General features: G+C 66.5%; 10 protein-coding genes. 5 read left to right on the top strand and 5 right to left on the bottom strand.

Annotation, left to right across the window (positions count from 1 at the left end):
- Window positions 1-223: 223 nt before the first annotated feature.
- The 3 genes from AC1DU4_RS25180 to AC1DU4_RS25170 are packed head-to-tail and all read right to left on the bottom strand — an operon-like array spanning window position 224 to window position 4,878.
- Complete coding sequence (locus tag AC1DU4_RS25180) at window positions 224-1,240, bottom strand: hypothetical protein (protein ID WP_477844534.1); 1,017 nt, start codon at window positions 1,238-1,240, stop codon at window positions 224-226.
- Entirely contained in the window at window positions 1,237-3,378 is a 2,142-nt protein-coding gene (locus AC1DU4_RS25175) for a hypothetical protein (RefSeq protein ID WP_477844532.1), read from the bottom strand. The genes AC1DU4_RS25180 and AC1DU4_RS25175 overlap by 4 nt, the downstream gene beginning before the upstream one ends.
- Before the next feature lie 9 nt (window positions 3,379-3,387).
- Window positions 3,388-4,878, bottom strand: a complete 1,491-nt coding sequence (locus tag AC1DU4_RS25170; RefSeq protein ID WP_477844530.1) for a competence protein CoiA family protein — start codon at window positions 4,876-4,878, stop codon at window positions 3,388-3,390.
- A gap of 101 nt (window positions 4,879-4,979) precedes the next feature.
- On the opposite strand from AC1DU4_RS25170, the gene AC1DU4_RS25165 reads away from it, so the two are divergent.
- From AC1DU4_RS25165 to AC1DU4_RS25155, 3 genes are all read left to right on the top strand, one after another.
- Entirely contained in the window at window positions 4,980-6,662 is a 1,683-nt protein-coding gene (locus AC1DU4_RS25165; RefSeq protein WP_477844528.1) for a hypothetical protein, read from the top strand.
- A gap of 140 nt (window positions 6,663-6,802) precedes the next feature.
- Complete coding sequence (locus AC1DU4_RS25160) at window positions 6,803-7,231, top strand: CBS domain-containing protein (protein ID WP_477844526.1); 429 nt, start codon at window positions 6,803-6,805, stop codon at window positions 7,229-7,231.
- A gap of 89 nt (window positions 7,232-7,320) precedes the next feature.
- A complete protein-coding gene (locus tag AC1DU4_RS25155) occupies window positions 7,321-7,539 on the top strand; it encodes a helix-turn-helix domain-containing protein (protein WP_072844797.1) in 219 nt (72 codons plus the stop codon).
- A gap of 36 nt (window positions 7,540-7,575) precedes the next feature.
- On the opposite strand, the gene AC1DU4_RS25150 is transcribed toward AC1DU4_RS25155, so the two are convergent.
- On the bottom strand, window positions 7,576-8,142 hold the full coding sequence (locus tag AC1DU4_RS25150; RefSeq protein ID WP_477844524.1) for a TetR/AcrR family transcriptional regulator: 567 nt from the start codon (window positions 8,140-8,142) through the stop codon (window positions 7,576-7,578).
- Between the two features lie 107 nt (window positions 8,143-8,249).
- Complete coding sequence (gene acnA, locus AC1DU4_RS25145) at window positions 8,250-11,054, bottom strand: aconitate hydratase AcnA (protein WP_477844522.1); 2,805 nt, start codon at window positions 11,052-11,054, stop codon at window positions 8,250-8,252.
- A gap of 322 nt (window positions 11,055-11,376) precedes the next feature.
- Between acnA and AC1DU4_RS25140 the strand changes: the two genes are divergently transcribed.
- Both AC1DU4_RS25140 and AC1DU4_RS25135 read left to right on the top strand, forming a co-directional pair.
- Entirely contained in the window at window positions 11,377-11,886 is a 510-nt protein-coding gene (locus tag AC1DU4_RS25140; RefSeq protein WP_477844520.1) for an Rv1476 family membrane protein, read from the top strand.
- Between the two features lie 404 nt (window positions 11,887-12,290).
- Window positions 12,291-13,215: coiled-coil domain-containing protein (locus AC1DU4_RS25135; protein ID WP_477844518.1), on the top strand; the 925-nt coding region annotated here is incomplete at its 3' end.

Below are 13,215 nucleotides of genomic sequence, written 5' to 3'. Positions count from 1 at the left end.
GCGCGGTGGTGCTGGTCACGCACGACCCGGGTGCGGCGGAGGCGTTGAACCCGGAGCGGGTCATCCTGCTGCCCGACGGCCAGGAGGACCACWGGTCGCAGGAGTACCTGGAGCTCATCCAGCTCGCCTGAGCGAACTGATCCGGGATCCGGAAAGCGATTCACATCACCGCGGGCAGAGTAGCTGGTGGTGGAGATCGAATCGGTGCTCGAGGTCAACAGCGTCAGGGCGTATCGGAGAGTTTGATTCCGAGGTCGTCCAGCATGTGGCGCACTGTCGGGGTGTGGCGAGGGATCATCCATCCGGTGCTCTCGGGCAGGCTGCCCATCGCGAGTAGCGCCCGGGTTTCGGCATTGGGGAGTGGACTCCCTAGTCGCAGCCGTGTGCCGGCCTCCAATGTGGTGACCGTCGCGGTGGTTGAGCGCCCGTACTGCTGGTCCAGCCCGTACATCAGTCGTCGCACATCCCGAAGACTCACGCCGCGAACGTCGATCACCCGGCCGGCATCGAGTCCGACAACTGCGTAATCGGTCCAGCGTCCGAACGTATTGGCGCGGGCGACCCGGACGCCGGACAGTCGCGCATTGCGGATCATCCAGCGGTGCTGCTGTGATGTATGAGCGTCGCTCAGGTCGGGTGCGTAGTACCGGGTTGTATACGCATCGGCGGCGAAATCGCCACGCGTCGGCGCACTGGCGAGAAGCTCTCGCGTCCATGCTGCCAGCGGTCGGCGAGGTATGCGAGACCAGTCGTCGAGGCCGATCACGGGCAGGTCGAGGAGGTCTGCAGCGCGGCGATCGAGGGTACGGGTCGGCCCGGTCGAGCAAATTGTCGCGGTGGAGTTCAGTTGTCGCAGTGGGATGCCACTGACGAGGAGGAGATCGTCCGAATCGTCGAGTCGCACAAGACAGCCAGGGGCCGAGAGCCAGCGGCCGCGGCCGAGAGGAGCGAGATCGCCGATCGCTGCCAGCATGTCGAGGCGGCCGCGAAGTATTCGACGCAGGGCCCGCTCGTCTGTTGCGTCGCGGGCGGATGTTGCATGGGCGTCCATCGCTCGGTCGAGCAGCGTCCGCGTCGACACTGGTATCCGCCCACGAGTGGAAGCCCAGGCCACCGCCCGCAGAACCTCGTACGTGACATCCTCCGGTGAGGCGTCGGGCGAGAGGCCCAGAGACGAGGACAGCGCACGCATGGCCTGCCCATCGCCGAGTTGCTCGATGCGCAGCGAATCTGGGATCACGCGAATCGGTGCTGATGGCGTCGTGCCAGTCGGAGTAAGGTCGCGGTCCTTGTCCCGGGGTCCGGTGCCTGCCGGTCGATCAGGGCCTCGATCGCGTCATCGAGTGTCGGACCGGAAATCGATGAGGCGAGGGCGGGTACCACGACRCATTCCACAATCGCCGAGTCCAGGCTGTCCGGGGATTCGAATAGAGACAGTGCGGTCCCAAATCGCCGTGCTGCGCCGAGGACACCGTCGTCGATCGGCCACCGGTCGCCGACTGCCCGTCGCACCCGGTCGGTGGCGGTGTAGACCGGCGGCGGGGTCGAGGCGATCGTACGGCGTGCGAGGATGACCTCGGGCTCCGGCAGAGCGAATCCCGGCCCGGGAGCGGCTGGGACGTCGATCGCCACGCAGTGGCTCCAAATGTCAGGGCCGACAGGGGCGGTCGTTGCGCCGGACGCCGCGGTAGCGGCCAAGAACAGGCCGTCGTGGGGCAGGAAGATTTCGCTGCCGACCGTGGCTTGTGCCAACCTCGGCACCTCGATAGCGCGCCGCGGCGTCTGCAGCCACGGAACCAGGTAAGACTCGGCGGGTGCCCGGTTGAAGGCCTCCAAGACGACGAGTCCCGGGCCGTTCTTGCCTGCATCGGCATCTGCGGCCAGAAGTTGGTCCGCGTGCAGGCGAACGGTGCTCGGGTCCGCGGAGCGCACTCCGAGCAAGTCGACGGGGTGGAGGAAGTCGTGGGTGACGGCCAGCGTGGTGACGCGGTTGACCCTGGCCGCCGCGGAGTACGTTGCCAGCGCTGCGGTGGCACCGTTGCCAGTCACGATTGGCAGCAACCCGGCCTCCAGCGCCGCGTGAATGCGTAGCAGGACGGCGACATCGATGCCGGTCTGTGCGCCGGCATCGCGCAGGGTTCTGGCGGCGATCTTTGGATCGGCGGTGGTAACGAATCCGTCGGACGGCGGGAACGGTGTGCCGGCCCTCGTCGCAATCGCAGTTGACTTGTGGGCGTTGGGGCCAACACCGATTGCGCGGAGCAAGACCGACTCGCTCAACAGGTCGCTGGCGTCGGTGACGAGATCGGCGATGCGGGTTGTCACGGTTGCCTCGAGTGCCTCGAGTTCCCGTGCGACGGTCGCGTCCACGTCGTCGAATTGGTGACGAGCCCTCGCCACCTCTGCCGTCAGGGTCATGTGTTCTGTCCGGAGGGAGGCAATCTCGGTGCGGAGTACATGGAGTTCGGCGCGTTCAACGGACAGTTCGGTGGCGAGGATCGCCTTTGCCTCCGCGACGGCTTCCTCTCTCGTGAGTCGTCGTTGTGCATCGAACTCCTCGACGAGCCGAGGGTGCGCGAGCAGGATTGACGTCAACTCGGCCGCGCGCTCCGCGACCGCGGCGCTGTCCTCGCAGATGGCGATTGCCCGCTCGATCCGCATTCGGTCGATCGCACGTTCGGCGCTGTCGACTCCTTCCAGGAGGATCGTCGTCGCCTTGGCGCGGAGAGCCTTGGTGCCCAACTCGGAGGGGACGGATTCGGAGGACTTGCCAGCTGTCTCGACGGCTCGATTCAGTGCGGTCCTGAGGATCTCGTCGTCGGAACGGCAGTCGAGGTAGTCCGTAAAGGGTGTTTCGCGCGCGCAGTAGAAGTGGTCGCCGATTTGGACGAGCGCCGCTTCGGTGTCGGAGAATGGTATGCGCTCCTTCCGAATGCCCTCCGCCGGTACGTAGTAGACGTCGCCATCGAAGGCGACGTCGAACGGTCCGATCAGGACGTCGTCGCGGCAATGCACATAGACACTCCGCCACGTCCGGACCTCAGGTGTCACCGAGAACTTCAGGATGTTCACGTGGTCGAGAGCTACTGGATACGGAAGGTGCCGGAAATCCAGCGCGCGGCGAATGAATTGGGCGCCCTGGACGTTGTAGCGATCACCCTTGCCTGAGTTGTTCTCGGCAACGGTGAACAGGATCGGTGTGTCTTGTTCTGTGTCGTATGGATTCCACCAGAAGACCGTCCCACGATCGGGATAGTCGGCTGAATCGGCTCTTATCCATCCATCTGCGGACTCGTTGTACAGCGGGAGTACCCTTGCGAACTGCTCATTTCGCCAGTCGACGACTCCGACCACCCGTGTTCCCAGTGCGACAGCCACCCGCACATGCTACGGACGTCGGCTGGGACTTCCGGCAGCGCGTCCTGCATTCGGGTGCAGCCGCCGCGCCCAGTCGCTACCGGGGCCCGCCGCGGCCGCGTGCCGGTACGCGGTGGCCCAGCCGGCACGTGGGCGGTGGCCGTCCTCGGGGACGGGTTCGTCGAGCAGGATCCGGATGAAACCTAGGTTGCCCGCATCGACCTCGAGTTCTCGGCACGTACGAGCCTTGTCACGCAGCCACATGGAGGCGGCCTGCGCATCGAGGTCCCGTGCGGTGCTCAGGCCGCCATCGTGCTGCTCGGCGCTGACCGAGAAGCGCAGATCCGTCACCGTGGTCTCGACCTCAAAGATGTGGGGGTGGATCTTTGCGCGGCGGGTGGTGAAGGGCTGGACGACATTTTCCGCCGTGCGGAGCGACCATGCGTTCGCGATGGGCTCAGTTCCGGTGTGGTCGACGGCGTGGTAATCAACCCAGTCGCCGCGAACGTCGGTGCGGATCTGTGTACGTCCGGTGGATTCGGTGGTGATTCCGAGCGGCTGCGCGGTCCGTGCGCTCCTGGTCAGGCTGGATCCCCGCACTTCACCGCCGGACTCGGCGACGAGGAACTCGGCGTGTTCGGCCGGGCGGACGATTGTCTGTTCGCCGGTGCGGTATCGCGGGACCCCGTTGTCGGTGTAGTCGGTTGGGGGCGTCAGGATTCGGGTGTGCCGCCATCTCGATGTGGGTTCGACACCGAACTTGGAAAGCCATCGCATCACGACGGGTGTCTCGTTCGGAGGTAGCTCCAGAACCCAGGCGAACCACGTCTCGTCGTGACGTACCGGGTCGAGGGGCAGCGGCTGTAGCTGCTTCGGAGGCTGCACCGTCTGAGGCCCGACCCAGACGAGATTCTGACCCCAGTGGACTCGCATTTGCGGCTCGTAGCGTTGGAATGTGCCGCCGTGGACCTGCACGAACAGCACACCCGTCGCGGGGAGGCCTGGAAGGGTTTTGCGCCAGCGCGCGAGTGCGAGCGTACTCGGCCAACGTCCGGTGGTTTGGACGTACGTGTCCTTCCGGGATGGCGCCACGTCGACCAGATTGCGTGCAGCCCCGGGCCAGAGTCCGTCAGCTGCGACCCTGCGCGGCTCGCGCCCCGTCTGGCGAATCTCGATGCCGTCGAAGACCAGAAACGATGGCGAGACTCCGTGGCTTTCGTGGAGCGGGATCTCGTCCAGTTCGATGAAGAGGTGCCACCGACCGGACACCCGGTCCAGGTGCAGGTATTCGGTGACACCGCTTGATCGGAAACCGGACGGTGACGGTCGACCGTTTCCCGGGTGGTACTCCTCACACAGGGGGTTCACCCCGCCCGACTTGTGCGCAAAGTGCGGGGTGTACACAGTGCCGACACGCGGGTAGGACTTCCCTCCGCAACACGGGCAGCGATACTCGCGGCCCCGGCGTGCGTTTGGGGCGGCCACCGGCTGTCCGGAGATCCAGTCGATTGCGATGCGCACGTCGGATGCAGAGCCTTTCGTAGGCCAAGCGGGAATGTGACGGGCAGCCACACCTGTCGAGCATAGAATCCGGAAGAATTGCTTGTGGGAGGAGACATCGAGTGCAGCAGGATACGGCCGCCGAACCGGTCTTTCGTCAGGTGGCGGGCCCGATCGACGATCTGGCTGTCCTCGCATTTCTTGGCGTTGAGTCATCGGACCCCCGCGCGGGCAGCTTGTTGCGCGTTTTGAGTGTCGGGCTGATCCACGAGAGTTACATCGGCGGTCATTATGTTCCGGGTGTGACGCCGGGCATTCTTCGAGCGTTCGGCGCCATCGGGAAGGCTTGGGTGCGGCGAGAGTTCGCGACTCGGGTGTTCGAGGACCGCTGGTACCTCTCCGACCGGCAGCAATCCGAGTTGGCCGCAGCTGCGTGGAAGCACTTCGCGTCGCAGGCCGCCAACTCTGCATTCGAATCGCTCGTCCTGGCAACCCGGCCGCATCCCGGCTATTCGTCTCAGGTATTGATTCAGGTTCTGGGTGCATTGGTTTATGCCAATGAGTACGGCCTGGTGAAACGGCTCTTCAACGGAGCAATGATGAAGGCGCTCGATGCGGAGGCAGACTCCGACTACATGAGCCCAGAGTTCAATCTTCTCCTTCCGGAGCGAGCGAGAGTTTGGAGTGGCACTCCGGGTTCCGGGCCGGCAATAGGCAGCAATGTTGCGACGTTGACAGACACTGCTGGGCGTGCGGTCAGTGTTCCTCGCGAACCCAAGAAGACTGCGTACGCAAGGCTTGCATCCGAGTACCTGCGCAAGCACCGAGGCTCAGTGAACGCGTTCACAGCGGAAAGGACCCGGGCTCCCTCCAGGCTTCGGGGTGCAGCTCCGCCTTGGCAGCGACAGGTCGAATCGATCGTTATCGGTTTCGATTTCGCTCCCAGCTGGATTGGGCTCGTCGATCAGGCGTTCGTCCATTCCTCCTGGATCGAGTCACCGAAAAGTAGGGGTTCGGGGTCAGCCGAGCAGGAGGACAACCGTCGGCTCGCGCTGGTGGGTGCTGCGGTGATTCGTCTGGAGCGTTCGCGAGCTGTTGCTTGTCGTGCAATTCGCGAGTCTGCACCAGGCATGCCTGAACTGGCACTTGACGCCGTGACAGCTGCGGGTGCGGCCGAGTTGCCGATTGGCGACTTGCTTCTGCACTGGCGAAAGGGGAGAGTCCGCGGGGAAATGCAGGAGATGGTCGACGAGTGCTTTCGTGGGTTGCTCGGTGCGCTCCACATTGCGCGGGGTCAGCCGGTCGACTTCTTCGCCAAGGTCCCGGACCGGTGGAATGCCATTCGCCACCACATCACGGCGGTGGAGTTCGGCGCCAGCGGCTCAAAAGGGATCGATGGAAATCACGATCGAGCACCCGCCGCAGTCGGCGGACCGGGTGGGTCGACCCAGCATGCTGCAGTCGAACCTGTCACTACGTATCGTCTGAAACGATTGACCGGACAGGCGCTGCACGCTTTCGAACTTGTTACCTCGCACTATGAGGCGGCTGGCTATCGCGTCGACTATGTGGCCGGACAACGGCCGTATGACCTGGACGTGCGGTGCGGGGACGAACACGTCCATGTGAAGGTTGCGCTCGGGCAGCAGGACGGTGCGATCGCGCTCACTGCCGGCGAGAAGGCGCACTTCAGCACTCAGTACCCGAATACCGTGCTTGCCGTCGTGTGTTCAACCCTGACGCCAGAAGGAACCGAGCAGATGAGCCGCAGACAACTCGATCTGACGTTTCCCTGGCGGCCTTGACGTCGACTGGAGCTCATCCAGCTCGCCTGGGCGCCCGGTGCAGCCGTGACATCCGCGGCGCCCGACGGTTCCGTCCGGCTCGACTGCCTGCCTATGATCGTCTGGCGGGTAGTCGAGAGCGGACGGGTCGGTGTGTCCAGATGCGAATCGCGGATGTGTTACGGCGTAAGGGCGCGGCGGTGTCGACGGTGGGCCCGCGGTTGTCGGTCGGCGCGCTGATCGCGGAACTTTCCCGGCGCAACGTCGGCGCCCTGGTGGTGGTCGAGAACGGCGCGATGGTCGGCATCGTGTCCGAACGCGACGTGGTGCGCCAGATCCACGAGCGCGGCGCGGAGGTGCTCGGCGCCCGGGTCGCCGACATCATGGCGGCCTCGGTGTTCACCTGCCTGCCCACCGACAGCTTGGACAGCCTCGCCGAGACCATGACCGAACGGCGGATCCGGCACCTGCCGGTGGTCGAGGACGGCCGGCTGCTCGGCATCGTCAGCATCGGTGACGTGGTGAAGAGCCGGATCGACGAGCTGCAGTGCGAACGCGACCAGCTCGAGTCGTACATCGAGCAGGGCTGACGGGCGCGCGGGTCGTTGCCGTGACCCGGGCGTGGTGGCTAGCCTGGAACTGCTGACCGAACACTCGCAGGCTCGCCTGGAGGTCGTCGATGGCAGGACCCGATCCGCTTCGCAAGGGAACCCGGATAACCGGCGCGACTCGCGATGCCCTGCAGCGGGACCTGCGGGACCGCTACACGCGCGGTGAGAGCATCCGAAGCCTCGCCGAGGCCACCGGCCGTTCGTACGGCTTCATCCGCACCGTGCTGACCGAGTCCGGGGTCGTGTTGCGCGGACGGGGCGGGGCGAATCGACACCGGATGGCGTGACTCACCCCGCCCCGTCGGCGGCGGGAGACGTCGAGTTCAGTCCCGGCGCCGCACCGATTCCTCCACGAGATCGAGAACCGCGGAGAGGTTCTCGGTCGCATGTCCGGACGCGATCCGCGCGACCAGGCCGTCGAGCACCAGGTCGAGGTAGCCGAGCAGCACCTCGGTGGGCAGGTCGTCGCGCAGCCGTCCCGCCGACTTCTGGCGTTCGAGCCGGCTGACCGTGGCCTGGGTCAGTTCCGCGCTGTGCTGCGTCCAGTCCCGGGCGAACTCCGGGTCGGTGCGCAGCCGCCGCGCGATCTCCAGGCGGGTGCCGAGCCAGTTGAACTGCTCGGGCTGCGCGAGCATGTCGCGCATCACCTGGACGAGACCCTGCTCGGCCGCCACGTCGGCCATCCTGCGGGCATCCTCGTGGGCGAGGGCCAGGAACAGCCTGTCCTTGTCCTTGAAATGGTGGAAGATGGCGCCGCGCGAGAGCCCGGTCTCCTCCTCCAGTCGGCGCACAGTGGCGCCCTCGTAGCCGTACTCCGCGAAACACCGTCGGGAGCCGTCGAGTATCTGGCTCCGACGTGCCGCGAGGTGGTCCTCGCTGACCTTGGGCACAGCCGACATCCTTTCGTACCGAACGGGAACGGCGGGCTCGAGACGAGACGTCCCGAGCCCGCCGCCCGCGCTCTGCGCGATCTACCTAGATCACAGGATCAGGCTGCCTAGCCCTTGATCATGTTGCGGAGCACGAACTGCAGGATGCCGCCGTTGCGGTAGTAGTCCGCCTCGCCGGGGGTGTCGATGCGGACGACCGCGTCGAACTGCACCTTGGCGCCGTCCGTCTTGGTGGCCGTGACCTTCATGGTCTTCGGGGTGACGCCCTCGTTGAGCTTCACGATGCCCTCGATGTCGAAGGTCTCGGTGCCGTCGAGGCCCAGCGACGCGGCGGACTCGCCGACCGGGAACTGCAGCGGCACAACGCCCATGCCGATGAGGTTGGAGCGGTGGATGCGCTCGAACGACTCGGTGATGACGGCCTTGACGCCGAGCAGGCTGGTGCCCTTGGCGGCCCAGTCACGCGAGGAACCGGAGCCGTACTCCTTGCCACCCAGGACGACCAGCGGGATGCCGGCTGCCTGGTAGTTCTGCGACGCGTCGTAGATGAACGCCTGCGGCGCGCCTTCCTGGGTGAAGTCGCGGGTGTAGCCGCCCGAGACGTCGTCGAGGAGCTGGTTGCGCAGGCGAATGTTCGCGAACGTGCCGCGGATCATCACCTCGTGGTTACCGCGACGCGAGCCAAGGGAGTTGTAGTCCTTGCGCTCGACACCGTTGGCGTCCAGGTACTGCGCGGCCGGGGTGCCGGGCTTGATCGGGCCTGCCGGGCTGATGTGGTCGGTGGTGACCGAGTCGCCCAGCAACGCCAGGACGCGGGCGCCCGTGATGTCGGTGACCGGGGTGGTCTCCATCGTCATACCCTCGAAGTACGGCGCCTTGCGGACGTAGGTCGAGTTCTCGTCCCACGCGAAGGTGTCGCCCTCCGGGGTGGACAGGTTCTGCCAGCGCTCGTCGCCCTTGAAGACGTTGGCGTAGGAGTTGACGAACATGTCCTGGTTGATCGAGGACGCGATGGTCGCCTCGATCTCCTGCGTCGAGGGCCAGATGTCCTTCAGGAAGACGTCGTTGCCGTCCTGGTCCTGTCCGAGGGGATCGACCTCGAAGTCGAAGTCCATGGTGCCGGCGAGACCGTAGGCGATGACCAGCGGCGGGGAGGCCAGGTAGTTCATCTTGACGTCGGGGGAGATGCGACCCTCGAAGTTGCGGTTGCCCGAGAGCACCGCGGTGACCGACAGGTCGTTGTCGTTGATCGCCTTGGAGATGTTCTCCGGCAGGGGACCGGTGTTGCCGATGCAGGTGGTGCAGCCGTAGCCACCGAGGTAGTAGCCGAGCTTCTCGAGGTACGGCCAGAGGCCGGCCTTCTCGTAGTAGTCGTTGACGACCTGCGAGCCCGGCGCCATGTTGGTCTTGACCCACGGCTTGGTGGACAGGCCCTTCTCGACCGCGTTGCGGGCCAGCAGGGCGGCGCCCAGCATCACCGACGGGTTCGAGGTGTTGGTGCAGGAGGTGATGCCCGCGACCACGACGGCGCCGTGGTCGAGCACGAACTCGCCCTGCTCCGGGGTGGTGACGCGCACCGGCTTGGAGGGGCGGCCCTGTGCGCCGTTGGCGGCCGACGCCACGGCGCCCGCGGCGTCGTCGGCGTAGGAGAGCGCGGCGGGATCGGACGCGGGGAAGGACTCCTCGACGGCCTCGTCCAGCTGGCTGTGGTCGGCCGCGACGTGATCCTCCACGTAGGTGTGGATGTCGCGACGGAACGCGTTCTTCGAGTCCGAGAGCAGGATGCGGTCCTGCGGGCGCTTCGGGCCGGCGATGGACGGCACGACGGAGCCGAGGTCCAGCTCGAGGTACTCGGAGTAGTTGGGCTCGGCGTCGGCGTCGTGCCACATGCCCTGTTCCTTGGCGTACGCCTCGACGAGCGCGAGCTGCTCCTCGCTGCGGCCGGTCAGGCGCAGGTAGTTCACGGTCTCCTCGTCGATCGGGAAGATCGCGGCGGTGGAACCGAACTCGGGGCTCATGTTGCCCAGGGTGGCGCGGTTGGCCAGCGGCACCTCGGCGACGCCCTTGCCGTAGAACTCGACGAACTTGCCGACCACGCCGTGCTTGCGCAGCATGTCGGTGACGGTGAGCACCACGTCGGTGGCGGTCACGCCGGGCTTGATCTCGCCGGTCAGCTTGAAGCCGACGACGCGCGGGATCAGCATGGAGACCGGCTGGCCGAGCATCGCGGCCTCGGCCTCGATGCCGCCGACGCCCCAGCCCAGCACGCCGAGGCCGTTGACCATCGTGGTGTGCGAGTCGGTGCCGACGCAGGTGTCGGGGTACGCCTGGCCGTTACGGGTCATGACGGTGGGCGCCAGGTACTCGATGTTGACCTGGTGCACGATGCCCATGCCCGGGGGGACGACCTTGAAGTCGTCGAACGCGCCCTGGCCCCAGCGCAGGAACTGGTAACGCTCGCCGTTGCGCTGGTACTCGAGGTCGACGTTGCGCTCGAGGGCGTCGGCGCGGCCGAAGACGTCGAGGATGACCGAGTGGTCGATGACCATGTCGGCGGGGGAGAGCGGGTTGACCTTGCTCGGGTCGCCGCCGAGAGCGGTGACGGCCTCACGCATGGTGGCGAGGTCGACGATGCAGGGCACGCCGGTGAAGTCCTGCATGATCACGCGGGCCGGGGTGAACTGGATCTCGATGCTCGGGTCGGCCGACGGATCCCAGCTCGCGATGGAGCGGATGTGGTCGGCGGTGATGTTCGCGCCGTCTTCGGTGCGCAGCAGGTTCTCCGCGAGAACCTTCAGCGCGTACGGCAGCTTCTCGGTGCCGGGAACAGCCGAGAGTCGGAAGATCTCGTACGAGTTGTCTCCGACTTCGAGAGTTCCCTTGGCGCCAAATGAATCAATACTGGTGGTCACGTCAGCTCCACTCGTCTTTGAGGTTCGCCGTCGGCGGGGCTGTGCCGACGGCTGAAGCGAGGCTCGTCGCAGCGAACCAATCGGTCGCGCCGAAGCACCTCGGGGCAAGTCTAACAGTACGCTTGTCCTGTGAAGCCCGCGGGCGGGTTCGTGCGCTCCCGACGTTTGGCCGGTCGGGGCACGTGTCGATCCTTGCCCACGTCCCGGCGTGTCGCAACGCCGGGCGCCGAGCGGCACGGGTGGGATCGGGCCGGTCCCGTAGTGTGCTGGGCGAACGACGCGCCGCGCGAGCCCACGCGCCTGAAATCGATCCGGATGAAAGATGCCTGCTGCCCTCACCTTCGCGTTCCTCCCGGCCCCGGCCGACATCCCGCCCGAGGTCGACATCGACACCGTCGTCGCGGACCTCGCGGACGACGGGGTGTCCGCGCCGTCCGCCGACGTGCCCGGCCTGCAGGCGGTGGTGGCCCGTGCCCAGGAGCACGGACTGGACGTGAAGATCGTCGTCCTGGAGCGGAACCCAGGGCGCGACGAGCAGTTGCGCGACATCGCGACGGCGGTCGGCAAGCACGAGGACGGCACCGTGCTGGTGCTCAGCCCGAGCTGGGTCGGGTCGTACACCAACACCCTGCCCCGGGTCGCCGTCGAGGACGCCCAGGACAAGGCGTACACCGGCAACGCCGTGCAGTCCGCGTCGAACTACGTCGACGAACTCATCGCGCCGGGGGAGTCGTACGGGCTGATCACCGTCGGTGTCCTGGTGCTGGCCGGCGGCGCGGCCGCGGCCACCTGGGTGCTGCGCAGGCGCCGCGCCGACCGCGACGGTCGCTGACACTCCTTCCATCGCCCGGATGGGCGTTTTCTCGCGTGCGTCGGCGCGCGGCGCGCCGCAGGGCCCGCGTTTTTCCGACAGTCCTACGGGGCGTTGGCATTCGGATGTGAAGTCGGTGAATTCGACGTGTCCGTCAATGGTGCAGAAAACTACTTCAGTGTTATTTGTGGTTAGAGTTACCGCCCGTGGGCAAAGTGTCGTACGGTGCCATTGGCACTTAAGGGGAAGAAGTGTCGTCGTGGCATCGTCGTCACGTATGTGGATCGTCACGTAGGTGACCGCTGCTCGCGCACGTTTTCCCCCGATGGGCACGACCACGAAGACGGGTTGCAGGGCCAGTTCTGGACGTCGGCTCGGTGACACCGGAGTTGTTCACCGTGGTGGTTGAACCGAGGGAGAAGTCAGTGAGCCGAAGGGCAGCGCGCGGGACCCACCGCCGCGGATTCTCGCGATCGAGAATTCGTAGTGCGCAACTGCTCGTCGGACTCGCCGTCGTGACGTCCCTGGTGACGACGACGACGGGCCTGGCCGCGGCCGTTCCGCCGCCGCCTCCGAACCCCAGTGATTCCGACCTCCAGCAGGCCACGGCGGGTGTGGATTCCCGGCTGGGTCAGGTCGGTGCGCTGATCAACGAAGTCGCTTCGGCCGACCAGCAATTGAGCGCCCTCGACGACGAGGTGGCGATCAAGCGCGAGGGCGTCAACAAGGCACTGGTGGACCTGCAGAACGCGCGTGACGCGGCCAGTGTCGCGGCCGGTGCCGTCGCCGGGACGCTGCAGGCGCTGCAGGACGCGGGCGCGCAGATCCACTGGGCGCAGACGAAGTTCGACGAGTTCGCGGCGAACACCTATCGGCAGGGCACCGGGGTCGCGTCGATCGCCTCATTCATCGGGTCCGCCGGGCCGGCGGACGTGCTCGACCGGGCCCAGTTGATCAAGCTCCTTGCCACCAACAAGAACTCGGTCCTCGACGGGCTGCAACGTGCGCGCACCGCGGAGGCCAACAAGAACTCCGCCGCCCGCGAGGCCAAGCAGTCCGCGGACGAGGCCGCGTCCGCCGCGGAATCGCAGAAGGCGGAGGCGGAGAACGCAATTGCGGTGGCCCGCTCCGCGTTGGCCGAGCAGGCGGGCAAGAAGGCGAAGATCGAGGCCGAGAAGGCCGCCGCCGAGGCGGCTCTGGGCGCCGCGCGTGAGAATGTCTCGGGTCTGCAGAATCAACGCCAGGCATTCGTGAACTGGGACACCCAGCGTGCCGCCGAGCAGGTCGCCGCCGCCGCCGCGGCCGCCGCGRCCAAGCAGRCCGCGGCCGAGGCCGCCGCCCGGGTGGCGG

Source organism: Rhodococcus sp. P4_F5, from assembly GCF_056401315.1.
The sequence above is the reverse complement of the archived record's forward strand: the minus strand, read 5'-3'. Positions and strand labels throughout refer to the sequence as shown.